This is a genomic window from Thiorhodococcus fuscus, assembly GCF_042682685.1.
In the GTDB taxonomy this organism is placed as follows: Bacteria; Pseudomonadota; Gammaproteobacteria; order Chromatiales; family Chromatiaceae; genus Imhoffiella; species Imhoffiella fuscus.
Map to the genome: position 1 here is coordinate 1 of NZ_JBHUHX010000051.1, position 23938 is coordinate 23938.

Here is a 23938-nt window from a genome sequence, read left to right on the forward strand (position 1 = left end):
TGCAAAAGGCTTCAAAGATAAATCTGACCGCCTAAAGGCGGTGGTTTTAACCCTGCTTCGGACAATAAATTTGTTCTGGAGCGTTGTTTTTCCAGAGCCCCGTGGTCCGCACAGTAGATAAGCGACAGTCTCCTTTCGTTCCGCAGCATCAATTAGTCGGTATCGTAGCGTTTCAAGCGTAGGAGAATCCACGTAAAGGTCATCAAAAACCGCTTTGGCTTTACCGTGTGACGGGTTCGCCGTTTGAAGGCCTAGAACATACCGAAAGTATCTAAGTATGTCTTTATCTACATTGTTTTGATGCTTACTAGAGTCAATTTCTGATTCGAGCATTTCGTCTTGGATTGAGCGTAATGATAGCGGCCTACGCCAAGGGGCGAACAACCCATCTGGACGGGATTCATCAATAATTTTTTTACAGCCTTCTAAGAATTTCTGTATGACAGAATCGAGTTGCTTCGAGTGCTGCGCATCTGGCATCGAGTACGTCCTAATTCTTACTAAAGATTGGAAATGAATTACGTATTGGGCGTAATTTAGATCTTGAAGCCGACATGCAAATCATCTACTTAAACATATGTTTCATATAGCAAATAGGGGCTCCAGAAATTAAAAATTAAGCAGCGTCTCGCACCTCCAGAAGATGTAAGCACGAGACGACACGCTCTGCACGATAATGCGATTGCCTTGTCCCCTACCCGCCGTGAATATGGAAACCCATCCGGCTGGGATCGATACCTGTCGCTCTTGGAGCGCCATCGCATCCTACACAAACAACGCAAGTGGTATGTTAAACGCGTGGAGGTATTCATCGAGGCGATGCGCCCGGCGCGTATGCGTGAGGTGACAAATGAGCAAATCACGGCCTTCTTCCCTCGTTATATCCGTGAGCAGCGTTTGACTGACCTGAAGTGTCTCTAAATCGTGTATATCGTGCAACTGCTTCTCATTGATCTGGCGCATAATCGGGGCGCGGAACAGCTCGATTGGAAATCGACGGCGAAGAATCTGGCATCGGATCACCCGATCCTTGTATGAACACTGACGCTTGAGGAGGCGATTGAGAACCACTCATATTTCCAACGCTCGGCAGAGGATCTCGATCTGTTGAAGTCGCTCGCGCGCATAATGCGCGCGAGGCGCTATGTCATCCGGACCGAGCAGACCTATGCTATTGCTGTCACTGCTTTATGCGCTTTTGCGGCAATTCGGATCCGGCAACTTAGGGACCAGCGGACGTCGAGCGTTTCCTGGCCCATCTGGCGGCCGATCAGGGTGTCGCGGCCAGTAGTACCCAGAACCAGGCGCTCAATGCGCTGGTGTTCCTGTTTCGCCATGTCCTGGAGCGGCCTTTGGACGAGCTGCGCTTCACGCGCGCCCGGCGGCCGCCGCGCGTACCGGTCGTCTTGACCCGGGACGAGATTCGCGCCCTGTTCGACCAGCTGACCGGGACGCGGGCGCTCATGGCGCGGCTCATGTACGGGACCGGGATGCGGCTGATGGAATGCATCCGGCTGCGCGTCGGGGATCTCGATTTCGGCAACCGCCGCATCGTCATCCGCGACGGCAAGGGGGCCAAGGATGGGGTGAAGACGACCATGAGACATCCGCACGGTCCAGGAACTGCTCGGACATGCGGACGTCTCGACCACCATGATCTATACGCACGTCATGAACCGGCCTGGTGTCCTGCCGGTGAAGAGCCCCGTCGACGGACTTTGAGCCGCTTAACCCGCCCTTAACCCCTCCAGGCGTATCTTTCAGAAATCGGAAAATTTGAACCGCAAAGGCGCGAAGGACGCTAAGAAATGCGAGGTTGTGAATCTTCAGCGTCCTTCGACCTCTAGCCGGGCTTCGCCAAGGGCGTGAGCCATTGAAACCCTTTGCGCGCTTTGCGCTCTTAGAGGTTCGGCAGTTCTTCTCAGGCTCATCAATGCGATCGAAGTTATTCATACAGCAGGGCATCGCCTTCGGCCTGGCCGCTCTGGTCTGCGGCTGCGCCCTGGGACCGACACGGCCGGATCTGGCCGCCCAGGCCGTGCGCGATGCCGAGCAGGTTCCGGCCTGGTCTCCGCAGCCGGAGGCGGTGCCGTCCGCCTATCTCGACGATCTGATCCGCTCGCCCGAGCTGGATGCGCTGGTCAAGGAGGCATTGGCGGCCAATCCGAGCCTTCAACAGACCCTGACCACATTGCGGATCACCCGTGCCCAGCGGCGTCAGACCGGGGCCGCGCGGCTGCCGTCGGTCGAGGGCTCGGCCTCGGGATCGCGCGAGCAGTTCGGCGATCCGGCCTATGGCAGCTCGGTCACGGTGAGCTGGGAGGTGGATCTCTGGGGCAAGCTGTCGGAGGACTATCAGGCCGCCGAGAAGGACGTCGAGGAGCAGCAGGCGCTCTATCGCTCGGCCCGCGACGCACTGGCGGCGGACCTGATGGAGAACTGGCTGGGTCTGATCGCCGACCGTCACGCCATCGAGATCGAACAGCGCCGGCTCGCCACCCTGGAGCAGAACGCCGACTTCATCCTACAGCGCTACCGCAGCGGGCTCGGCCGCCTGGAGGATCTGGACAGCGCGCGCAGCTCGGCGGCCAGTTCGAGGGCCTCGCTCGCCCGGTATCGCGAATCCCTGGCACAGCGCCAGCGCGCGCTCAGGGTGCTGCTGGGACGTGTCGGCGGAACCGAGACGATCGACTTTCCCGCCGACTATCCGCAGGTGCTCCCTCCCCTCGCCGCCCTGCCGGATCAGACGCTCCAGCGCCGCCCTGACCTCCAGGCCGCCTATGCAGCCATCCAGGCGGCCGATCTGCGCACCTCGGTCGCCTACAAGGATCTGCTGCCCAGCATCAGTCTGCAGGCGGCCCTCTCCGATGCGGCGGCCAAGCCGAGCGCGACCCTGCTTCAGGATCCGCTCTGGTCGCTGCTGGGTCAGCTGACCGCGCCCCTCTACCGGGGCGGACAGCTACGCGCGGCCGCCGAAATCGCCAAGTTACAGACGGCCCAGGCCTACCAGGCCTATCGCGAGACCTTGCTGACCGCCGTGCAGGAGGTCGAGGACGCGCTGGGACAGGAACGGACGCTTGCCGAGCGTCAGACCCATGTCAAGGCGGCCCTGACCGCCGCACGCAACAACCTGGCCCAGTACGAACGCAGCTACCGGGCCGGGCTGGTCGACATCCTGGATCTGCTGAGCGTCCAGAAGCAGACCTATGATCTGGAGGCGCAGTTGGACAACCTTCGTTACGAACGCCTGGCGAACCGTGTCGTGCTCGGGCTCGCCCTTGGGCTGGGGACGCGCGCATGAGTCCGCGCTCCAGACAATGGCTGGTCTTCATCGCCGCTCTGGTCTTGCTGGCCGGCGCCGGACTCTATGTACAGACCCACCTGAATGGCCCGGGTGGCCGATCGGGTGGATCACCCGGAGCCGGCGGGCCGCCGAGCCAAACCAGCTCCAAGCCCGAGCCTAAGGGCGGACCCTCGGAATCGGCGCCACCCGGTGGAGCTGCCCCGAAGGGAGCAGGCACGCCCACCCAGCGTCCGGACGTGCGCGTAGTGCGGGTGACACCTGCGCGCTATCAGGCCCAGGTGAGCGGCTACGGGGAGGCCCGGGCGCACTATGCCCTGACCCTGACGGCCCAGGTCTCTGGCCGTGTCGACGCGCTGTCGGAACATCTCGAATCCGGTCAGCGGGTCGCCAAGGGCGATGTCCTGGTGCAGCTGGAGGACAGCGACTATCGCGCCGCTGTCGCCAGCGCCCAGAACGATCTGGCCTCGGCCCAGCTGGCCCTACTCGAAGAGCAGCGCCAGGGCGTCCAGGCGGCGGCCGAATGGAAGGCCTCTGGGCTGCGCGGCAAGCCGGACTCGGAGCTGGTCCTGCGCAAGCCCCAGCTGGCGGCGGCCAAGGCTGCGGTGGCCCATGCCGAGGCGACCCTGGTCAGCGCCCGCGAGGATCTGGCCGAGACCCGCATCACCGCCCCCTTCGATGCCCTGGTGGTCGAGCGCACTGTCGCGCCCGGCAGCTATGTCCAGGCCGGCACCCAGGTCGCTTCGCTCTACAGTCTGGATCGGCTGGAGGTCTCGGTCGCGCTCTCGGCGCGCGACTGGAGCACCTTGCCGGACACGCAAACCCTGACCCGGGGCGACTGGCCCGCCAGGCTCACCAGCGTCGAGGACGGCCAGGTCTGGACCGGGCGGGTGCTGCGCGCCGAGCGCCATCTGGACGAGACCACCCGCCAGCGCGCACTGGTGATCGCCGTCGACCATCCGCTCGACCGTTCGCCGCCCCTTCTGCCCGGCACCTTCGTGGAGGCCGAGGTGGCGGGCCGCGAGCTCGACGGGCTCTGGCGTCTGCCGAGCGCCGCGCTCAGCCAGCGCGGCGAGATCTGGCGGGTCGACCCGGAGGGCAACCTGGAGAGCTTCGCCGCCGAGCCGGTGTTCAGCGACGCCCAGGGCATCTATATCGAGGTGCCCGAGACGCTGCGCGGCACCGAGCAGCAGGTACTGGTCCATCCGCTGAACGGCTATCTGCCGGGCATGGCGGTCAATCCGGTCGAGGTATCGCGCGATGAGGACTGACAGGGGCGGCATCATCGGCTGGTTCGCGCGCAACCCGGTCGCGGCCAACCTACTGATGATCCTGGTGATCCTCGCGGGCGTCTTCGCCGCTGGCGATCTGCGCAAGGAGGCCTTTCCCAGCCTGGAGCCGAACAGCATCACGGTGTCCGTCTCCTACGACAGCGGCTCGGCCCAGCAGTCCGAGGAAGGGCTGGCGATCAAGATCGAGGATCAGCTCGAGGGCGTCACCGGCATCGACAGCATCACCAGCAGCTCGACCGGCAGCGGCGTCACCGTCACTATCGAGAAGCAGTCGGACTACGATCTCGATACCCTGCTGACCGACGTCAAGACCAAGGTCGACGCCATCTCGACCTTCCCGGCCGACGCCAAGAATCCGGTCATCCAGAAGGCCGAGCGCGAGGAACACTCGCTCTGGCTGCAGCTCTACGGCGATGCCGACCGCCACACCCTGCAGCGCCTGGCCGACGAGCTCAAGTCCGACCTCATGGCCACACCCGAAATCAGCCGAGTCACCATCTCGGGCTGGCTGGACCCCATGATGGTGGTCGAGATCGACGAGGGCCGGCTGCAGGCCTACGGACTCTCGCTCTCGGACGTGGAGGAGGCGGTCAACGCCGGATCCTCCAACACCATGACGGCGGTGCTGCGCGACCGCGACCTCTATCTGCAACTCAAGGCCTCGGAGCAGGCCTACCGGGTGGAGGAATTCGCCGCCATCCCTCTGATCACGGCCGCCGACGGGCGCGAGATCCGTCTCGGCGACGTGACCCGGATCCGCGACGCCTACGACGACCTCACCTCCTCGCTCCTGCGCTATCAGGGGCAGGACAGCATCGGGCTACAGGTGGTCACCACCGGGCAGGACGACATCATCGACACGGTCAACGCCGCGCGCCGGGTCGCGGACGTCTGGCAGACGAGCGGCGATCTGCCGAAGGGCGTCGAGCTGGCGACCTGGTACGACCGCAGCGAGAGCATCCAGAGCCGGCTCGAACTGCTGGTGCGCAACGCCCTGACCGGCATCCTGCTGGTGTTCGTGCTGCTCGCCGCCTTCCTCGATCTGACCCTGGCCTTCTGGGTCGCCATGGGGCTGCCCTTCATCTTCTTCGGCACCCTCTATTTCATGGGCGACGGCTTCATGGGGCTCTCGCTCAACGCCTTCACCACCTTCGGCTTCATCATGGCCCTAGGCATCGTGGTCGACGACGCGGTGGTGGTCGGCGAGAGCGTCTACACACTGCGCTCCGAGCGCGGCGACACCCTGGGCAACACCATCCGGGGGACGCTGAGGGTGGCGGTGCCGACGCTCTTCGGCGTCTTCACCACGGTCGCCGCCTTCTACGCCCTGTCCCAGATCCAGGGGCATCTGGGCGAGCTCTACGCCCAGTTCGCCGACGTGGTGGCCATCTGCCTGATCCTCTCGATCGTCGAGTCCAAGCTGATCCTGCCGGCCCATCTGGCCCATCTCAAGACGCATCGCCGGCCGACCCGCAATCCGCTGCTGCGCGGCTGGCAATGGGTGCAGCGCGGGGCGGATCTGGGGCTGACCCTCTTCCGCGACCGTCTCTACCGGCCGCTGCTGGAGCAGGCGCTGATCCATCGCTACGCGACCGTCCTCGTCTTCCTGACCGTGCTGGTGCTGGTGATCTCCATGCCCTTCACCGGCGCGGTCCGTCTCAGCTTCTTCCCGGACATCGTTGGCGACACGGTGCGCGCCCAGGTCGCCATGCGCAACGACGCCAGCTTCGGCCAGACCCATCGGGCGCTCGACCGGCTCGAATCGCTGGCCTACGCGATCGACCGCGAGTTGCGCGGGAACGCGGACGAGAGCGGCATCGCCAATCTGCAGGTGCTCTCCTCGGGCGACCAATCCGGGACGGTGACGGTCGAGCTGCACGCCGATCCGCCCTACGACATCCGTGTCTTCACCAAGCGCTGGCGCGAGGCGGCCGGACTGCCGGAGGGCGTGCGCACCCTCAATGTCCAGAGCTTCCGGCGCATGGTCTCGGCGCTGCGGGTGGAGCTGCGCGCCAACGACGACGAGGTGCTGACCCTGGCCGGCGAGGCGCTCAAGGCGCATCTGGAGCGCATCCCCGCCGTCTTCGGCATCGAGGACAACCTGGAACCCGGCCAGCCCCAGCTGCGACTGGAGCTGACCCAGCAGGGACGGGCGCTGGGGATGACCACCAGCGCCCTCGCCGTCCAGGTGCTGCAGTCCTTCAGCGGTCAGGTGGTGCAGCGCTATCAGCGCGACAGCGACGAGATCGAGGTCAAGGTCCGCTATCCGGAGATCGACCGTCAGAGCGCGGCCGACGTGCTCCAGGCCCGGGTGCGCACGCCGGACGGATCGGTGGTGCCGCTCGCCAGCGTGGCGACACTGACCTTCGGCTACACCCGCGACACCATCACCCGCATCGACGGCAAGCGCGCGGTCTATATCTCGTCCGACCTCGACAAGGACCAGCTCTCGGCGACCGAGCTGGTCACCCAGCTGCAGTCCGATGTAGCCCCACAGCTCGAGCGCCAGTATCCGGGGCTCGACATCCATTTCGCCGGCGAGGCCGAGGAGCAGGCCGAGACCCAGGCGTCCATGACCCAGATGTTCATGCTGGCGCTACTGCTCATCTATCTGCTGCTGGCGATTCCGCTGGGCTCCTACGTCCAGCCGCTGCTGATCATGACGGCCATCCCATTCGGCATCGTCGGGGCCATCCTGGGGCACTGGATCAACGGACTCTCGCTCGGCATCCTCTCGCTCAACGGCATCATCGCCCTCAGCGGCGTGGTGGTGAACGACAGCCTGCTGCTGACTGCGCGCTTCAACGAGCTGCACAAGCGCGCCGACGACGTGCGCGAGGCCGCCGCGCACGCCGGACTCGACCGGCTGCGGGCGGTGCTCCTGACCTCCTTCACCACCTTCGCCGGCCTGGTGCCGCTGCTCGGCGAGACCTCGCTACAGGCACAGTTCCTCATCCCGGCGGCGGTCTCGCTGGGGTACGGCATCATGTTCGCGACCTTCATCACGCTCATCTTCATCCCGGCCCTGCTGCTGATCCAGCAGGATGTCGTCACGCTGATCGGGAGGCTGCGTGACCGTCTCTCCTCCCGCATCAAGGAAGAGAAGCACCCATGCTGAGCGAACACGTAGGGCGCAATAGCGCAGCGTATTGCGCCGAAAGGCAGGCCGTGCCCTACGCGCCAGGTTTCTTTCGACCTCTATTCTTCAACGGTTCAGCGCATCTCCGCCAACCTCAGCAGCGAAGAACGGGCCGCATGGGGTCATGCGGCGCAATACGCTATCGCTATTGCGCCGAAAGGCAAGCCGCGCCCTACGCGACAGGTTCCTTTCGCCCCCCATTCGTCGACTTTTCAGCGTCTCTCCGACAACCTCGGCAGCGAAGAACGGGCCGCATGGGGTCATGCGGCGCAATACGCTATCGCTATTGCGCCCTACGCCGGGCTCGCGGGGAGGCGCAGCCATGCTGAGCCTGCTGCTGGTCGAGGACGATCTGGATCTGGCCCAGACCCTGGTCGATTACCTGGATCTGGAAGGTATCCGCTGCGACCATGCCAGCAACGGCATGGCCGGACTGGAGCTGATGCGGCGCGGACGCTACGACGCCCTGCTGCTGGATCTCAACCTGCCCCGGCTCGACGGTCTGAGCGTCTGCCAACGTCTGCGCACGGACGGCAACGACACCCCGATCCTGATGCTCACCGCCCGCGATCGGCTCGACGACAAGCTGGAGGGCTTTCGCGCCGGCACCGACGACTATCTGGTCAAGCCGTTCGCGCTCCAGGAGCTGGTGGTTCGGGTCCGGGCACTGGCTCGGCGCCGCAGCGGTCAGGCCCAGTGTCTGCGCTGCGCCGATCTGGAGATGAACCTGGCCGAGCGGTCGGCGACCCGCGCGGGACGGTCCCTCAAGCTGACCCCGACCGGCTGGCGGCTGCTGGAGGCCCTGATGCGCGCCTCGCCGGCTGTGGTTTCGCGACAGGCGCTGGAAGCGGCGGTCTGGGGCGAGAAGATGCCGGACAGCGACAGCCTCAAGGTGCATCTCTTCCATCTGCGTAAGGCGGTCGACGCGCCCTTCCCCACCCCGCTCATCCAGACCGTCCAAGGTCACGGTTTCGCGCTCAAGGATCGGGATGCATGAGCAGGCAGGCCGTTGCGATCCGTGCACGCCGACAACTGAGCCTCAAATGGTTTCTGATCTTCTCCTTTCTGGCCCTGGGCTGCGTCCTGGTGGTCGGCTACTCCTGGCTCTCGGTTCAGTTCTTCATTCGCGGCATGGACAACATCGTCGCCAGCAACATGGACCGAACCGTCGATCGCTATCTGGACCGCATCCACTCCGGACAGGACGGCGCCCCGAGCCTCTTCAGCGGCTATGCCATCACCCGTCAGTGGGAACGGATGCCTCCCGAGATCCGCGCCGCCTTCCCAAGGCCGCCGGAGGATCTCTATACGCTTTACAAACAGCGCGCGTCTCACTGGTTCGAGCATCCGGACGTCATCCATTTCGCGATGCGCTTGGAGCGCCAGGGTCAAACGCTCTTCGTCGCCAAGACCGCCACGACCGCGAACGCACCCAAGATCATCGGCCGCAACGCCACCCGCTCCATGCAGACCTTGCTGACGATCAGCGGGCTCATCGCGGCGACACTGGCTCTCATCATCTGGCTGCTTCTGCGGCGCATCGCGCGCCCTGTCGCCGCGCTCGGCCGCTGGACCGGATCGCTCGATCCACAGCGTCTGCGCGAACCGCCGCCGGACTTCTCCTATCCGGAGCTGAACGCACTCGCCGAGCTGATCCGGACCAGCCTCTCATCGGTGCAGGACAGTCTGGAGCGCGAACACCGCTTTCTACGCCATGCCAGTCACGAGCTGCGCACCCCGATCGCCGTCATGCGCAGCAATCTGGAGCTGCTCTCGCGGTTGCAGGAAACGAGCGCGGCCCCGATCGACGCCCGTCAGACCCAGGTGGTCGAGCGGATGAACCGGGCCAGTCTCAGCATGCAGCATCTGACCGAGACCCTGCTCTGGCTGAGCCGCGACGATCGCGAGGCGCCTGCGACGCATCCGATCGAGATCGACACGCTCATCCGCGAGCTGGTCGAGGAGATGCGCTATCTGCTCAACGAAAAACGCGTTTCGGTCAGCCTCGTCACCCATCCCTGCCGTCTCAGGCTGCCCGAGGTTCCCGCGCGTATCGTTCTCGGCAATCTCATTCGGAACGCCTTTCAGCACACCTGGGACGGAGAGATCCGCATCCGCCAGATCCAGGAGCGGATCGAAATCCTCAACAGCAGTCCCGAGCCGAGGGACGAGGCACCACAGTCGCTTGGATTCGGATTGGGTCTGCAATTGACCGCTCAGCTGACGGAGCGGCTCGGGTGGGGATATGCGAACGAGGCTCAACCCGGCGGACATCGGGTGTTTCTGAAGCTGAGGGACGAGAAGGAAGACGTGCACCCGGTCGACAGTGGCCAACATTCAAGGTCGAACGAGGCAGCGCCTTAGCCATCGCCGCTGCCGCGCACTCCAAATCGACCCATGGCGGTCTGCAGGTCAGATATCCAAATGCGCATAGCACCGCTATCCGTGGCGACCGATGCGGTTCGTTCCTCACCACATTGACGAACCGTCTGAACGACGTCCCGTTTTCGGGCCTCACCCCGCCATCCAATCCGCAATGCGCTCCAGTGCCGTAACGACGGATCCGCAGTGGTCGCGCAGGAACGTCTCGTCGACGGGCCTTTCGTCGTCGAGCGCGGCCAGCGCGGCGGCGCCGTCGAAGTCCACGGTGGCCAGACGCATGAAGAATTCGTTCGCGGCACGCCCGAAGACATCGCCAGGGAGGGTGGCGACGCCGGTATCCTCCAGCAGACGTTCGCAGAGCTCGGCGCCGCTGTGCACGCCACGACGGTTCAGTGTTTCGCTCAGGTTGCCGAAGTCAGGGAAGAGATAGAAGGCGCCCTTCGGCTCGCAGACATCGGCACCGCAGGCGGTCAGGGTGCGGAAGGCGAAGCCCGAAAGCGCGGCGAGGATGCGCCGGGAGCGGTCCAGATAGCGATCGATCTCGGGATCGGGCGAGAAGCCGCGCACGGCGGCGTACTGGATCGGCGCGCTCGTGGAGGTGAAGGTCTCGCTGGCCACGACGGCCATGGCCTTGGCCAGCCAATCGAGCTCCTCAGGAAAGGCCAGGGCACCGACGCGCCAGCCCCCTGCCCCGCACCATTTGCTCAGACCGTCGCTGATGATGGTGCCTTCGGGATAGAAGCGGGCGATGGAGACGTGAGCGCCATCGAAGCGCAGTCCGCCGTAGATCTCGTCGGAGAGCACCAACACCCGGTAGCGACGAGCGACCTCGGCGATCTCGGCCAGCTGGTCCGCCTCATAGGCGGTTCCGCTCGGGTTGCCGGGATAGTTCAGGATCAGCAGTCGCGGACGGTCGGGGTCCAGTCGGCAATGGGCGTCGAGCACGGCCGGGGTGACGCCGTGACCGGTCTCGGGACGCGTCGGCAGCCATTGCAGATGACGGCCGATGATACGTGCCTGGGGCGCGTAGGAGACCCAGCTCGGATTGGGAATGACCAGCTCGCCGTAATAGGTGAGCTGGACGATGAACATCAGCTCCTTGGTGCCGGGACCGACCAGGATGTGGCTCTCCGGATACTCGATGCCCTGGGTGCGCTTCAGGTAGCCGCCAATGGCGCGGTGCAGCTCGGGCAAGCCACGGACCGGCAGATAGGCCTTCTGATGGGCGTTCTCGCGTAGCGCGGCAACCACCGGATCGGGCACCGGAAACGGCGACTGCCCGAGCCCCATGCGATAGATCTTGCGCCCCTCTGCGGCCAATGCGGCGCTACGCGCGTTGATGGCCAGAGTCGCGGACGGCCCCATGCCTCGGATGTTGAGGTTGAGATAGTCGCGTGGGGCGTTGGGATGGGATTCGGGCATGGTCAGCGTCCAATGGATGGTTGCGAAAAAGGGGCATGCCGCACGCGCCTCATTGCATCTGAGCCATGAAGCCGAGCAGACCGAAAAAGATGAGATAGAAGGCGACGATATAACTGAGAAGCCTTGGCCAGACGAGGATAGCCACCCCGGCCAGCAGCGAGAGCAATGGGGAGATCATCATAATACCCATGGTGCGTACCTCCAGCGAGATGTCGTGAAAAACCCGAGTCCCGATGGAGACGCGACCACTGCGACAGGCCGCGCGACCATCGGACTCGGGACAATCCAAGCATCAAGCATGCCACGCCCCCAAGGCCACACCACCATTGCGACCCTTCGGTCGCGCCCCTATCTGCCCACGATCGGCCTGCACGCTCGGGCCGTCGAGAGCCGTCAACCACCCGCCTTCGCTCGCCCGTCACAGGGGCGTCTTCATCGGGGGCGGAATCGGATGAAGGCTCGCCGCATCATCAGGAGCAGTTCAGATCCCGGAAGACGCGCCCCGCGTGCTCTTCGGGAGGATCCGGCGTCTTTCGCGGATCCCGCGTCGGCTGCGCTCCGGACGGGCAAGGTCGGCGTCATCCACGACAACCAATAAGACCCCATTGGAGACGATGATGAAACGCCCATTAGAAACGCTCGCCCTCATTCTGATCGCCATCACGCTGAGCAGCCCGCTTCTGGCCAACGATCGCTATGGAAAGCAAAAGGTCGTCTATCACGTCAACGGCGACGACGCCCAGGCGCAGGTCGCCGCCTTGCGCAACGTACAGAACCACGTCAATGCCGTCGGCGCCGACAACATCGAGCTCAAGATCGTGATGCATGGTGACGGCGTCTCGCTGGTGATGGATCCGGATTATCTGGAAGGCACCAAGATGAAGAACGCCAACGCGACCTCGGAGATGCAGGCCCGGATCGCCGGCCTCAAACAGCAGGGCGTCGCCTTCGAGGTCTGCGCCAACACGCTGAAGGGACGCAACATTCCCAGGGACGCGCTCTACGATGTAGAGGACGCGGACATCGTCCCGAGCGGCGTCGCGGAGCTCTCACGACTGCAGCAGATGGGATTCACCTACATCAAGCCCTGATCGGCGGGCTCGCCCGCGAACCCCAGGACCTGGACCGGCGCGCCCGGTCCGGGATCCAGTCATGCCGGGATGCCCTTGCGAATCGGCGAGCGGAATCTCGTCACATCGTTTCCCGACTGACAGGACCATCCGAACCACAGGCGCTGGGTTGCGTGCCAAACGTGGGAGAGCAGCGTTCGACAGCGCCACCATTGGTTCATATCAACCAATCTATATGGGGCATTGTGGTGATAAAGACCCGATGCCTCCCTCTCCGGGGAACGCATCCGCCGTCGCTTACAACCAGCGAGCTTGGCCCATGATTTGCCCAAGCGCATCAGGAATCCCTCTGGAGCTCGCCCCATGCCTTACCTCAACCGACAGCTCGCGTGCATCCTTCCCGCCCTCTTGGCGCTCAACTGCGGTGACACCTTTGCCGCGCCCACAGCGTCCGATCAGGGACAGCCGCCCCCCAAGCACCAGCGGCAGTGGCCGATGGTCCAAACGCTCGCCAGCGACATCCACGACAACCTGGAACGGGCCCGATCGGCGATCGCCGACCATGAAGCGGGCCTGCTACGGGTCGCGATCCAGAATGCGCGCGACGACTTGACCCTGCTGGGGCTTCCGGCGGAGGATGAGGAAATCCAGGAGGAGCAGGACGATGTGCTGTCCGCGCTGGGACGCGAGGCCGATGGGGATCGCTGGATCGCCATCCGGTTCGAAACGCAAACCGGCGCCGCCGAACGCTATCGGGCCGAGACCAGGCTCGGATGGCTGCCGCTGAACCGAGCGCGGACAGCGGTCGACACGGCCATGAAGGCTGCGCAGACTCAACCACCCGACTGGGAGACCGCTCGAACAGCTGTCGAGACCGGGTTGACCGGCATTCACTGGAGCCAGACTTCACCATGAAGACCACCATCGTCCGCCACGCGTTCGGAATCCGCTGCGCCCCCCGCAGCCCGAATGAAGCGCAAGTGGAATCCGAGGAAACCGAAGAGCCGCAAGACGCACTCAAATCAGACGACGCCACGGCGACCACCGTCGTCCGCCGCGCGCTCGGAATCCGCTGCATCCCCGTGGCCCCGACGAAGCACGAGCAGAATCCGGATAACGGCCAATAAGGCGCACGCGCGCGATCCGTCCTGGAAAACCCTCCAGCGGGTCGCGGCCACTGCGGCCCCGCTCCAACACGCAACAGGTCTCAAGGACGTCAAAAGCGCCGAACATCGAACAGGCGTTCGTCGATCCGCGTGCACGCATAGAGACCGCACCGAATCAAGGCGACTGAGGCCCGAATTCCCTCATGCTGGAACTGTCCGGCTACCTGGCACTGTTCCTGTCGGCGCTGGGCGCGGCCACCCTGCTGCCGTTGCAGTCCGAGGCGCTGCTGGTCGGGCTGCTGCTGTCTGGCGACTATTCCGCCTGGGGCCTGCTGGCGGTCGCCACGATCGGCAACGTATTGGGCTCGGTCGTCAATTGGTGGCTCGGGCGTTCCCTGGTACGTTGGCGCGACCGCCCCTGGTTCCCCGTTGGCCCTGAACAACTCGAACGGGCCGAGTCCTTCTATGGCCGCGCCGGTCATTGGTCGCTACTCCTGAGCTGGACCCCGGTCGTGGGCGACCCGCTCACATTGATCGCCGGAGTCCTGCACGAACCGCTCTGGCGCTTTCTCTGTCTGGTGACGCTCGCCAAGGGCGGGCGCTATCTGGCGCTCGCGGCCATCACGCTCGGTTGGTCCTGAATGGACGGCGATGGGCAGGAGCCCCATGTCCGCCGCCTCCCGATTGATTATGATCGGCGCACATTCATGATCCGATCCTGTTGGGAGGTCGAACGATGTCGGACATTGTCCTGGGTCACTGCTGGAACTGCGGCCGCGCGCTAACCGCCGCCGACTACGGACGCGAGGCAAGCTGCCGCGCATGCGACAAACCGACCCGCTGCTGCCGCAACTGCGCCCATTACGCCCCCGGACGGGCCAACGCGTGTCGCGAGCCCATGGTGGAACGGGTTCTGGACAAGACCCGGGCGAACTTCTGCGAGCTGTTCGAACCGACCTCGCCCGATGCCGCCGGAAACGGCCGGGCGGACCCGGACCAGCTACGCAGCGCCGCCGACGATCTGTTCAAATAGCCCCTCATGAACGAACGGCAGGACCCTCTCATCCAGCTGATCGACCAGGCCCGTTCGGCCAACCAGCGACGCACCCTGCTCCTCAGCGGCTCGGCGGAGTGGACGGCCGATCGGGCACGGGAGTTGGTGGACAAACTCGCGGGAGCCCAATCCGTCTGGCTCTCCGACCGCCCCATCGCACCCCATGCCCGCCCGATGCGCTCCGCGCTCGCCCTGCTTGGCCAAGACTTGGACCTTCTGGTCTTCGACGCCCACAGCGGGTTCGATCCGGACGGATTCGGGGCCGCCACCGGGGCCATTCGCGGCGGCGGGCTGCTGATCCTGCTCGCCCCGCCGCTCGACCTCTGGGCCGATCTGCCGGATCCCCAGGCCGAGCGCATCGCCGTCTGGCCGCACGGCGCCGAATCGGTCGGCGGACGCTTCCTGGCCCGATTGGTCCGAACGCTCCAGGACGCCGAGGGCATCCTGCATCTGCGCGAATCCGACACGGAGCCGGCCCGATGGACATCCATCGAGGCATGTACGCAACCAGAACCGCCAGGAAACCGATCGAGGGACAGCCAGCCCTGCACCGCCGATCAGTCGCACGCGGTCGAGGCCATCCTCAAGACCGCACGCGGTCGCGCGCGCCGTCCGCTGGTGATGACGGCGCATCGCGGACGCGGCAAGAGCGCCGCGCTGGGCATCGCCGCCGGACGCCTGCTGTGCGAGACGGGGCTGCGCATCCTGCTGACTGCGCCCAAGCGCGCCAGCGTCGACAGCGTCCTCGCCCATCTCGACACCCTGCTGACGGAGGCCGAGCGACCGGACGCCAGGGAGCGGATTCTGTTCCTGTCGCCGGACGCCATCGTCGAGGAACGCCCCGAGGCCGATCTGCTGCTGATCGACGAGGCGGCTGCCATTCCGACCCCACTGCTCGACGCCCTGCTCGCGCACTATCGCCGAATCGTCTTCTCGACCACGGTTCACGGCTACGAGGGCACCGGACGCGGCTTCGAGATCCGCTTTCGCGCAACGCTCGACCGGCTCACGCCCGACTGGCGCGCGATCGAGCTGTCCACACCGATCCGCTGGGCACCTGAGGACCCGCTGGAGGCGCTGACCCTGCGCGCGCTGCTGCTCGACGCCACCCCGGCGCCCGACGATAGGCTGGCGTCGGCGAGTCCGGGGAGCTGCCGCTTCGAGCGGCTCGACCGGGACGCGCTCGCCAAGGACGAAAGGACGCTCGGCGAGCTGTTCGGACTCCTGGTGCTGGCCCACTACCAGACCCGCCCCATGGATCTGCGCATGCTTCTGGATGGCCCCAACGTTCGTGTGCTGGTGCTGCGCCACAACGGGCATGTCGCCGCCACGCTGCTCGCGGCCGAGGAAGGCGGCTTCGAGGACGCCTCACTGCGCGAGGCCATCTTTATGGGACACCGCCGTCCGCGCGGCCATCTGCTGCCCCAAACGCTCTCGGCCCATGCCGGTCTGATGGAGGCGCCACGACTGCGCTATCTACGGGTGATCCGCATCGCCGTGCATCCGATGGCCGCACGCCGAGGTCTCGGCCGCATGCTGTTGCATCTGGTACTCCGACAGGCGGCGAGCGAGAATCTCGATCTGGTCGGCGCCAGCTTCGGCGCCACCCCCGAGCTAGTGCGCTTCTGGCACCATTGCGGCCATGCGACGCTACAGATCGGCACCAGCCGCAACGCGGCGAGCGGCGAGCATGCGGTCGTGGTTGCCGGGGCGGCGAGCGATCGGGGCAACCGCCTCATCCGCCGCGCCCAGGGGCGCCTGGCGGCGCGACTGCCGGTCCTGCTCGCCGGACCGCTGCGTCGACTGACGCCCTCGATCGCAGCCGCACTCATCCGCACCCTCGACCCGCCACCGCATCTCGCCCCAACGGACCTGGAGCCTGACAACCACGACGAGCTCCGAGGATTCGTCGCGGGCCATCGCACACTGGAGGCCAGCTTGCCACTACTGCACCAACTCACCCAGCAACGCCTCGCACCCGCCTTGCAGCATGGGATCGTCACCACCGAGGAGGCAGCGATTCTAGTCGCCGTCTGCCTGCAGCTTCGCCCACCACGAGACCTGACCCGATGCCTGGACGCCAGCGGGCGCGAGGAGATCCTGACCCGGCTGCGCCGCGCGGTCGGCCATCTGATGGCGGGCTCGGCATGAACGATACGACGCGTCTGTGCATCAGCCGCCATGGCGAGACCGACTGGAACCTTACCGGCATCCTGCAAGGCTGGACCGACGTCCCGCTCAACGACCGGGGACGCGCGCAATCGCGCGAGCTCGCCCAACAGCTCGCCCATCACCCGTTCTCGCACATCTGTTCCAGCCCACTGAAACGGGCGGCCGAAACCGCCGAGATCATCGCCGCAACCTGGGACCTGGGGCCGCCGCACTATCACCCGGGCCTCAAGGAACGCCATTTCGGGCGCATCCAGGGCATGCCGAAGCAGGAGCTGTCGCTCACCCATCCCGGATTGCACGAGGAGATCGCGCGTCGCAATCCCTGCTGCGACTTCGAGGACGGCGAGGCGCTCGACCCATTCGCAGACCGGGTGATACATGCATTGAGCGCCATCGCTTGCGACCATGTCGGCACCCATATACTGGTCATCACCCACGGCTGGGTGATGGACGTCATCACACGCGAGGTCATGGGGTTGCCGCGAACCGCCGTGCTCGATATGAAGCGCAAAAACGGCGAATGTCTCTGGATCGAGCCGCGCGCCGACGCGGGTTTCCAGGCATGCGACCGATCCAAGCGACCGTGACTCGACCGGCATTCCGCGCGAAGATCCCTATCCAAGTCCAGCGACTTTCAACGAACAGGCGAAGCCATGACCCAAGACGACTCATCCAGCTCGACCGCTCAGCTGACGCCACTCGAAGCGCGTGTCATCGGTTGCCTGATGGAGAAGCAGCGCACGACCCCGGATCAGTACCCGCTCACGCTCAATGGTCTCGTCAGCGCCTGCAATCAGAAAACGGCCCGTCACCCGGTGATGCATCTGAGCCAGGGCGAGGTCGGGAACACGGTCAATCGGCTACGCGACCGTGGCCTGGTCCATGAAAGCTCCAACGGACGTACCGAGCGTTACGACCACAAGATGGTCGGTACCTATTTTCTCAGCCGCGAGGAGCAGGCCGTGCTTTGCGTCCTGCTGCTACGCGGGCCACAGACCCTGGGCGAGCTGCGCGTCAATTGCGCCCGCATGGCCGATTTCACCGATCTGGAGGGCGTCGCCAAGACGATCCAGGGCCTTTCGGGACATGAGCGCGCGCTCGTCACCGAACTGCCCCGTCTACCTGGAAAACGCGAGGAGCGCTATGCCCATCTGCTGTGCGGACATCCCGAGCCGGAAGCCCAGGACGCGCCCGCGCCGAACCAACAGACGTCAGGAACGACGCACGCAGAGGATCGCGTCGCGGCGCTGGAGGCCGAGGTCGCCAGGCTACGCGACGAGTTGGATCGGCTGTGGGAACTCACCGGATTCTCGGATCAACGCTAGCCTCCCGGCGTCACGCGCACCTAAACCGGAGGTCTGCCAACGTGTCATCGAGCACCCCACTGAGTCCGATCGAAAACGGCCCGCCACAGCCGATCAGGCTGGGTCTCCTTCCTCCCGCGAAGGCAGTGGATGCCCGCCAGCTCGGAAAAATCAGGCTCTCGGCGCAGGCGGCCTGTGCCGAGATCAACGCCGCAGGCGGTCTCCTCGGACGTCCGATCGAGCTGATCGAAGCGGCGCCGACCCTCGGGCTGGAGGCGGCAACCCGACACCTGACCGATGTGCTCGGCTGCGACGTGCTGATCGGAAACCCAAGCACGCCAGCCGCGCCGAGCCCGAGCCGTCCGCTCATCGCGCTCGACCATGGCGCGACCCTCGACGAGGCATCGCCGGAGGTCTTTCGATTCGCCCCCCTGCCCGCGCACAACGTCGCGCCCGCGATTGAGACCATGGCCCGGATCGCCGGCCCCAAATTCTTCATCGCCGGCGGCCGGGACGCCTGGTCGCGTGGCACGACGGACTCCGCGACCCGCGCGCTGGAGGCGATCGGCGGCGAGTTGGTCTCGACCGACCACCTGGATCTGGATGGGGTGCGGATAGAGACACTGCTGGATCACGTCGAGCGATCCGGCGTCGATGTCTTCATGCCCTGTTTCGACCGCAAGGATCTCCCGGCGCTCCTGGTTCGCTTCGCTCGGCGCGGACTGAAGCGCCGTATCGCGGTCCTGGCAAGCCGGCTCGACGAGTCGGTCGCCGCCCGACTCGCCCCCGAGGTACGCGAGGGACTCTTCGCCTGCGGAAGCTATTTCACGGGCCTGGATAGCCCGTCGAATCGGGCCTATCTGGCCGCGCTACGCAACCAGTTGGGGGACGCCGAAACCCCGCTGCCGCCCGTTGCCGGAATCGGGGTACCCACCTATCTCTGCATCGGAGGATTCGCCCGGGCCGCCGAGCAGGCCGCAAGCTTAGAGCCTTCCGCGCTCATCCGAGCGCTGGAGCGGCTCGAACTGGATGGCCCACAGGGTTCCGTGCGCATGGACCCGGTCAGCCACCGCGTCCGTCTCGCCACCCATCTGGCGCGCTGCACGTTCGACGGCACCTTCAGCATCATTCAATCCTTCGGCCCCATCCCGGAGCAAACCAGCGCATCCGAGACGCCGCCCCAACAGCCGCGCAACCCGGCCCAAGGCCATACAGCGCTGCCCCAGGTCGCAAGCAACATGCCAGAGCTGGCCGTCATCGGCGCCGATGCGGATGGAGGGATCACATTCGTCAATCGCGCCTTCCTTCGCCTCTGGGGCTTCGATGAGCGGCATAACCTGCACGGAGTCCCGATCGACACGCTCTGGCAGTCGGCGGACGAACTCGCCGCGTTCATGGCTCAGCGCCAGCATCAATCGGAATGGCAAAGCGCACTCACGGCAAGGCTCGCCGACGGAACGTCCAAGCGGCTGCGGGTGGTCGGCGAGACCAGCACACACCTGCATACCGATCGGCCCGGATACATCCTGAGCTGTTTCGACACCCACGCAGCCCGACTCCAGCAGACCATCGCCTCCTATGCGTTCCTGGCCATGGCCGACGTTGCCGTGATCGCCACCGATTCCTCGGGCACCATCATCGAGACCAATCATCGGGCCAACGACCTGTTCGGCTACGCCAGCGGCGAACTGCTGGGAATTTCGATCCACGAACTGGTCCCGCCCCAGGCGCGCCGCCAGCACGCCGACAACCTCCTGCGCTTCCAGGCAGGGCCAAGCGAAGAGCGACGCATGGCGATGCGCACCGAGGTCCACGGCTATCGACGCGACGGCGCGCTCTTTCCGGTCGAGGTGTCCATCTCCCGATGCGACACGGACGGCGAGACGATCCTGGTCGCGGCCCTGCGCGATATCACCGACCGCAAGACCGCCGAAACCGAACTGGTCTGGCGCGCCTCGCACGATGCGCTGACCGGTCTGCCGAACCGCGACCTGATGCAGGAGCGTCTCGCACGCGCTCTGGCGCGCTCGAAGAAACAGGGCCACGCGGTCGCCCTGCTCTTCATCGATCTCGACGGGTTCAAGCTTATCAACGACACCCACGGCCACGGCGTCGGGGACGAGCTGCTGCGAGGGATCGCCACGCGGCTGGTCGAGAACGTCCGACCTGGGGATACCGTGGGCCGACTCGGTGGAGACGAATTCGTCGTCCTCTGCGATCAGGTCGACTACTCCGTCTCCGTCGTGAGCCTCGCCGAACGGCTCAACGACGCGCTGCGCGAACCGCTCGACCTACAGGGAGGGCAACTCTTCGCCACCGCGAGCATCGGGCTCGCCATCGGACACGGACGCACCCATTGCGCCGAGGAGTTGCTGCGCAACGCGGATACGGCCATGTATTCGGCCAAGGAGCAGGGACGCGACGGCTGGCGCTTGTTCAGCGAGGAGATCCACGAACAGGCGCGCAAACGGCTCGACATCAGTAACGGACTGCGCCAGGCGATCCAGAACGCGGAATTGGAGATCCGGTTCCAGCCCATCCTCTGTGCCGAGAGCCAGATCATCCGAGGGGCGGAGCTGCTGCTGCGCTGGATGCCGCCCTCAGGCGAGATCCCACCTTCGCTCTTCATCCCCATCGCCGAAATGAGCGGCTCCATCGTACCGATCGGCAAATGGGTGTTTCAGGCCGCCTGCGAGGCCGAACGCGACTGGTTCGCGCGCTTCGGCGAACAGGCCCCCTATGTCAGCGTCAACATCTCGGCGCGCCAGCTCAACGACGAATCGGTAGTCGAGGCCTTCTCCGAGATCCTGCGCGACACGAGGGCGGACCCGAGCCGCCTCCTGCTCGAACTGACCGAGACTGCGCTGATGAGCGACGTCACCTCGAATCTCCGTCTGCTTCACCGTCTGGCCGACTTGGGCCTGCGGGTGGCCGTGGACGATTTCGGCACCGGCTATTCGTCTCTGGTCCAGTTGCTGCGCATGCCGGTGAGCCTGCTCAAGATCGACCGCGAGTTCGTCGACGGTCTCGACAAGCGGCACGACAGCAAGGCCATCGTCTCGGCCGTATGCAGCATGGCCCGCGCCATGCGGCTCCAGGTGGTCGCCGAAGGGGTCGAGAACGAAACCCAGCACGGCTATCTGCGCGACATCGGATGCGACTATGTCCAGGGCTACCTCTTTCACCGCCCCGTGCCGCCGGCGGAATTCCTCTCCTTGCTGCTCGAAAGCGACGCACAAGAGCGCGGGGCGATGCCCGAGGATCTCCATGCCGTGCTCTACGTAAGCTTGGCGACCCAGCCCATGAGTCAGGACGACCTCATGGATCTGCTCGGCTTTTCACGCGAGGCGAACCGAGCGCAGGGCATTACCGGATTCCTGCTCTATCTCAACGGCTCGTTCATGCAGATGATCGAGGGCAGCTACCCACGCATCCAGCGTCTGATGGAGCGCATCGAGGCCGATTCTCGGCATCGAAACGTCACCCGTCTCTACGAAGGCAGCATCGACAAACGCATCTTCAGCGACTGGAGCATGGGATTCCGCAACATGGATCATCTCGACCAGGGGTTCGACTACAAGGGCTGGCGGGCACGAACCATGAATTTCCTCGACATGTCCGAGGACGTTCACGTCTGCTACAACCTCATCTGCGCCTTCGCGGCCTAACCCTCGCCCCTGGGCGAGGCCGGATGATCCGGAAGGGATCACACCTCGGCCAGATCGCCCTTCTGTTGCAGCCAACCCCTTCGATCTGCGGCCCGTTTCTTGGCGAGCAGCATGTCGAGCAGACGTTCGCTCTCATCGTCCGGATCGACCGTGAGCTGCACCAGACGCCGGGTGTCCGGATGGATGGTGGTCTCGCGCAACTGTGCCGGGTTCATCTCGCCCAACCCCTTGAAGCGCTGGACATTGACCTTGCCCTTGATCTTCTCGGCGGCGATACGATCGAGGATCCCCCGCTTCTCACCGTCGTCCAGGGCATAGAAGACCTGCTTGCCGACATCGATCCGATACAGCGGCGGCATGGCGACATAAACGTGCCCCTCGGCCACCAGTCTCCGGAAATGCTTGAGGAAGAGCGCACACAGCAAGGTCGCGATGTGGGCGCCGTCCGAATCGGCATCGGCCAGGATGCAGATCTTGCCGAACCGCAGCCGGGCGAGATCGTCTGTGCCGGGATCGACCCCGATGGCGACGGCGATGTCGTGAACCTCCTGCGAGCCCAGCACCTCGGCCGGATCGACCTCCCAGGTGTTGAGGATCTTGCCGCGCAGCGGCAGGATGGCCTGGAACTCGCGGTCGCGCGCCTGCTTGGCCGAACCACCGGCCGAGTCGCCCTCGACCAGGAACAGCTCGCCCCGTTCGGGGTCGGTCGCGGTGCAATCGGCGAGCTTGCCCGGCAGTGCCGGCCCCTGGGTGACCTTCTTGCGGGTGACGGTGCGCCCGGCGCGCAGACGGGCCTGGGCGGCACCGATCGCCAGCTCGGCGATACGCTCGCCCTCGGCGACATGCTGGTTGAGCCAGAGACTGAAGGAGTCCTTGACCACGCCTGAGACGAAGGCGGCACACTCGCGCGAGGACAGACGCTCCTTGGTCTGGCCCGAGAACTGAGGATCGAGCAGCTTGACCGAGAGGATGTAGCTGAGCTTGTTCCAGATGTCCTCCGGCGCCAGCTTGACCCCGCGCGGCAACAGGTTGCGGAACTCGCAGAACTCGCGCACCGCCTCGGTCAGACCGCTGCGCAGCCCGTTGACATGGGTGCCGCCCTGCACGGTCGGGATCAGATTGACATAGCTCTCGGCCACCGGCTCGCCGCCCTCGGGCAGCCAGGCGACGGCCCAGTTGACCGCCTCGGTGCGGCCTTCCAGATCGCCGACGAAGGGCTCGGGAGGGATGGTCTCGGCGCCCTTCAGTTCCTGAACCAGATAGTCCTTGAGCCCCTCGCGATAGCACCAGACCTGCTCGTCCGCCGCGATCTCGTCGCGAAAACGCACCTCCAGCCCCGGACAGAGCACCGCCTTGGCCCGCAACAGATGGGTCAGCGGCCGGGTGGCGAACTTGGGGCTGTCGAAATACTTGGGATCGGGCCAGAAGCGCAACCGGGTCCCCGTGTTGCCGCGCCCGACCGAGCCGATCTGGACCAGATCGCTCACCTTGTTGCCATGCTCGAAGGCCATCTGGTACTCATACCCGCCGCGCTTGACCCACACCTCCAGACGGCCCGAGAGCGCGTTCACCACCGAGACGCCCACGCCGTGCAGACCGCCGGAGAAACGATAGTTGTCGTTGCTGAACTTGCCGCCGGCATGGAGCTTGGTGAGGATCACCTCGACGCCCGGCAACCCTTGCTGAGGATGGATGTCGACCGGCATGCCACGACCGTCGTCGGCGACCTCCAGCGAGCCGTCGGCATGGAGCACCACGGCGATCGCCCGCGCATGACCGGCCAGCGCCTCGTCGACGCTGTTGTCGATGACCTCTTGGGCCAGGTGGTTTGGACGACTGGTGTCCGTGTACATCCCAGGGCGTTTGCGCACTGGGTCGAGACCCATGAGGACCTCGATGGCTGAAGCGTCGTAATTGCCGGTCATGGCGCTGCGTGATCTTCCTAAGGAGGGACTTGGATGAGGGAGAATGGCCAACCCAGAGGCCCTGGTTCGACCGAGGCTGGTTTGACCGCCAAAAGGACCTACG

19 protein-coding genes are annotated in these 23938 nt (G+C 65.2%); 15 read left to right on the forward strand and 4 right to left on the reverse strand.

Annotation, left to right across the window (positions count from 1 at the left end; genetic code table 11):
• Positions 1-480 (reverse strand): hypothetical protein (locus tag ACFSJC_RS16265; RefSeq protein WP_386028228.1); only part of this gene is annotated, 480 nt, incomplete at its 3' end.
• Positions 481-1319: 839 nt separating this feature from the next.
• Between ACFSJC_RS16265 and ACFSJC_RS20045 the strand changes: the two genes are divergently transcribed.
• From ACFSJC_RS20045 to ACFSJC_RS16300, 6 genes are all read left to right on the forward strand, one after another.
• Positions 1320-1742, forward strand: a complete 423-nt coding sequence (locus tag ACFSJC_RS20045) for a tyrosine-type recombinase/integrase (RefSeq protein ID WP_465325756.1) — start codon at positions 1320-1322, stop codon at positions 1740-1742.
• A 191-nt stretch (positions 1743-1933) separates the two neighbouring features.
• Positions 1934-3301 carry an efflux transporter outer membrane subunit gene (locus tag ACFSJC_RS16280; protein WP_386028230.1) on the forward strand — a complete coding sequence of 456 codons (1368 nt, stop codon included), beginning with the start codon at positions 1934-1936 and terminating at the stop codon, positions 3299-3301.
• A complete protein-coding gene (locus ACFSJC_RS16285; protein ID WP_386028232.1) occupies positions 3298-4572 on the forward strand; it encodes an efflux RND transporter periplasmic adaptor subunit in 1275 nt (424 codons plus the stop codon). Before ACFSJC_RS16280 ends, ACFSJC_RS16285 begins: the two co-directional genes overlap by 4 nt.
• Complete coding sequence (locus ACFSJC_RS16290; protein WP_386028234.1) at positions 4562-7711, forward strand: efflux RND transporter permease subunit; 3150 nt, start codon at positions 4562-4564, stop codon at positions 7709-7711. The genes ACFSJC_RS16285 and ACFSJC_RS16290 overlap by 11 nt, the downstream gene beginning before the upstream one ends.
• 343 nt (positions 7712-8054) lie before the next feature.
• The gene (locus ACFSJC_RS16295; RefSeq protein WP_386028236.1) at positions 8055-8729 is read left to right on the forward strand and encodes a response regulator transcription factor; all 675 of its coding nucleotides are present in this window, start codon (positions 8055-8057) and stop codon (positions 8727-8729) included.
• On the forward strand, positions 8726-10096 hold the full coding sequence (locus ACFSJC_RS16300) for a sensor histidine kinase (protein WP_386028238.1): 1371 nt from the start codon (positions 8726-8728) through the stop codon (positions 10094-10096). The genes ACFSJC_RS16295 and ACFSJC_RS16300 overlap by 4 nt, the downstream gene beginning before the upstream one ends.
• A gap of 150 nt (positions 10097-10246) precedes the next feature.
• On the opposite strand, the gene ACFSJC_RS16305 is transcribed toward ACFSJC_RS16300, so the two are convergent.
• Positions 10247-11536, reverse strand: a complete 1290-nt coding sequence (locus ACFSJC_RS16305; RefSeq protein WP_386028240.1) for a pyridoxal phosphate-dependent aminotransferase — start codon at positions 11534-11536, stop codon at positions 10247-10249.
• A gap of 49 nt (positions 11537-11585) precedes the next feature.
• Complete coding sequence (locus ACFSJC_RS16310; RefSeq protein ID WP_386028242.1) at positions 11586-11726, reverse strand: DUF3096 domain-containing protein; 141 nt, start codon at positions 11724-11726, stop codon at positions 11586-11588.
• Between the two features lie 424 nt (positions 11727-12150).
• Between ACFSJC_RS16310 and ACFSJC_RS16315 the strand changes: the two genes are divergently transcribed.
• The 9 genes from ACFSJC_RS16315 (at position 12151) to ACFSJC_RS16355 (ending at position 21910) form a co-directional block, all read left to right on the forward strand.
• Entirely contained in the window at positions 12151-12627 is a 477-nt protein-coding gene (locus ACFSJC_RS16315; RefSeq protein ID WP_386028244.1) for a DsrE family protein, read from the forward strand.
• 342 nt (positions 12628-12969) lie between these two features.
• Positions 12970-13521, forward strand: a complete 552-nt coding sequence (locus ACFSJC_RS16320; RefSeq protein ID WP_386028246.1) for a hypothetical protein — start codon at positions 12970-12972, stop codon at positions 13519-13521.
• Positions 13518-13733 carry a hypothetical protein gene (locus tag ACFSJC_RS16325; protein WP_386028248.1) on the forward strand — a complete coding sequence of 72 codons (216 nt, stop codon included), beginning with the start codon at positions 13518-13520 and terminating at the stop codon, positions 13731-13733. The genes ACFSJC_RS16320 and ACFSJC_RS16325 overlap by 4 nt, the downstream gene beginning before the upstream one ends.
• Positions 13734-13915: 182 nt before the next feature.
• The gene (locus tag ACFSJC_RS16330; protein WP_386028250.1) at positions 13916-14353 is read left to right on the forward strand and encodes a YqaA family protein; all 438 of its coding nucleotides are present in this window, start codon (positions 13916-13918) and stop codon (positions 14351-14353) included.
• Positions 14354-14448: 95 nt separating this feature from the next.
• Positions 14449-14745 carry a hypothetical protein gene (locus tag ACFSJC_RS16335; RefSeq protein ID WP_386028252.1) on the forward strand — a complete coding sequence of 99 codons (297 nt, stop codon included), beginning with the start codon at positions 14449-14451 and terminating at the stop codon, positions 14743-14745.
• A gap of 6 nt (positions 14746-14751) precedes the next feature.
• Positions 14752-16917: a tRNA(Met) cytidine acetyltransferase TmcA gene (locus ACFSJC_RS16340; RefSeq protein WP_386028254.1), complete on the forward strand. Its 2166-nt coding sequence runs from the start codon at positions 14752-14754 to the stop codon at positions 16915-16917.
• Positions 16914-17525 (forward strand): histidine phosphatase family protein, encoded by a 612-nt coding sequence (locus tag ACFSJC_RS16345; protein ID WP_386028256.1) that lies wholly within the window; start codon positions 16914-16916, stop codon positions 17523-17525. Before ACFSJC_RS16340 ends, ACFSJC_RS16345 begins: the two co-directional genes overlap by 4 nt.
• 66 nt (positions 17526-17591) lie before the next feature.
• On the forward strand, positions 17592-18263 hold the full coding sequence (locus ACFSJC_RS16350; RefSeq protein ID WP_386028257.1) for a YceH family protein: 672 nt from the start codon (positions 17592-17594) through the stop codon (positions 18261-18263).
• Positions 18264-18304: 41 nt separating this feature from the next.
• A complete protein-coding gene (locus ACFSJC_RS16355; RefSeq protein ID WP_386028259.1) occupies positions 18305-21910 on the forward strand; it encodes an EAL domain-containing protein in 3606 nt (1201 codons plus the stop codon).
• Between the two features lie 38 nt (positions 21911-21948).
• On the opposite strand, the gene parE is transcribed toward ACFSJC_RS16355, so the two are convergent.
• A complete protein-coding gene (gene parE / locus ACFSJC_RS16360; RefSeq protein WP_386028261.1) occupies positions 21949-23835 on the reverse strand; it encodes a DNA topoisomerase IV subunit B in 1887 nt (628 codons plus the stop codon).
• Between the last annotated feature and the right edge of the window lie 103 nt (positions 23836-23938).

Bases quoted from the DNA above. Each gene is read 5' to 3' on its own strand.
- ACFSJC_RS16280 (WP_386028230.1), top strand. From the start codon at position 1,934: ATGCGATCGAAGTTATTCATACAGCAGGGCATCGCCTTCGGCCTGGCC.
- ACFSJC_RS16285 (WP_386028232.1), top strand. From the start codon at position 3,298: ATGAGTCCGCGCTCCAGACAATGGCTGGTCTTCATCGCCGCTCTGGTC.
- ACFSJC_RS16290 (WP_386028234.1), top strand. From the start codon at position 4,562: ATGAGGACTGACAGGGGCGGCATCATCGGCTGGTTCGCGCGCAACCCG.
- ACFSJC_RS16295 (WP_386028236.1), top strand. From the start codon at position 8,055: ATGCTGAGCCTGCTGCTGGTCGAGGACGATCTGGATCTGGCCCAGACC.
- ACFSJC_RS16300 (WP_386028238.1), top strand. From the start codon at position 8,726: ATGAGCAGGCAGGCCGTTGCGATCCGTGCACGCCGACAACTGAGCCTC.
- ACFSJC_RS16305 (WP_386028240.1), bottom strand. From the start codon at position 11,536: ATGCCCGAATCCCATCCCAACGCCCCACGCGACTATCTCAACCTCAAC.
- ACFSJC_RS16310 (WP_386028242.1), bottom strand. From the start codon at position 11,726: ATGGGTATTATGATGATCTCCCCATTGCTCTCGCTGCTGGCCGGGGTG.
- ACFSJC_RS16315 (WP_386028244.1), top strand. From the start codon at position 12,151: ATGATGAAACGCCCATTAGAAACGCTCGCCCTCATTCTGATCGCCATC.
- ACFSJC_RS16320 (WP_386028246.1), top strand. From the start codon at position 12,970: ATGCCTTACCTCAACCGACAGCTCGCGTGCATCCTTCCCGCCCTCTTG.
- ACFSJC_RS16325 (WP_386028248.1), top strand. From the start codon at position 13,518: ATGAAGACCACCATCGTCCGCCACGCGTTCGGAATCCGCTGCGCCCCC.
- ACFSJC_RS16330 (WP_386028250.1), top strand. From the start codon at position 13,916: ATGCTGGAACTGTCCGGCTACCTGGCACTGTTCCTGTCGGCGCTGGGC.
- ACFSJC_RS16335 (WP_386028252.1), top strand. From the start codon at position 14,449: ATGTCGGACATTGTCCTGGGTCACTGCTGGAACTGCGGCCGCGCGCTA.
- ACFSJC_RS16340 (WP_386028254.1), top strand. From the start codon at position 14,752: ATGAACGAACGGCAGGACCCTCTCATCCAGCTGATCGACCAGGCCCGT.
- ACFSJC_RS16345 (WP_386028256.1), top strand. From the start codon at position 16,914: ATGAACGATACGACGCGTCTGTGCATCAGCCGCCATGGCGAGACCGAC.
- ACFSJC_RS16350 (WP_386028257.1), top strand. From the start codon at position 17,592: ATGACCCAAGACGACTCATCCAGCTCGACCGCTCAGCTGACGCCACTC.
- parE (WP_386028261.1), bottom strand. From the start codon at position 23,835: ATGACCGGCAATTACGACGCTTCAGCCATCGAGGTCCTCATGGGTCTC.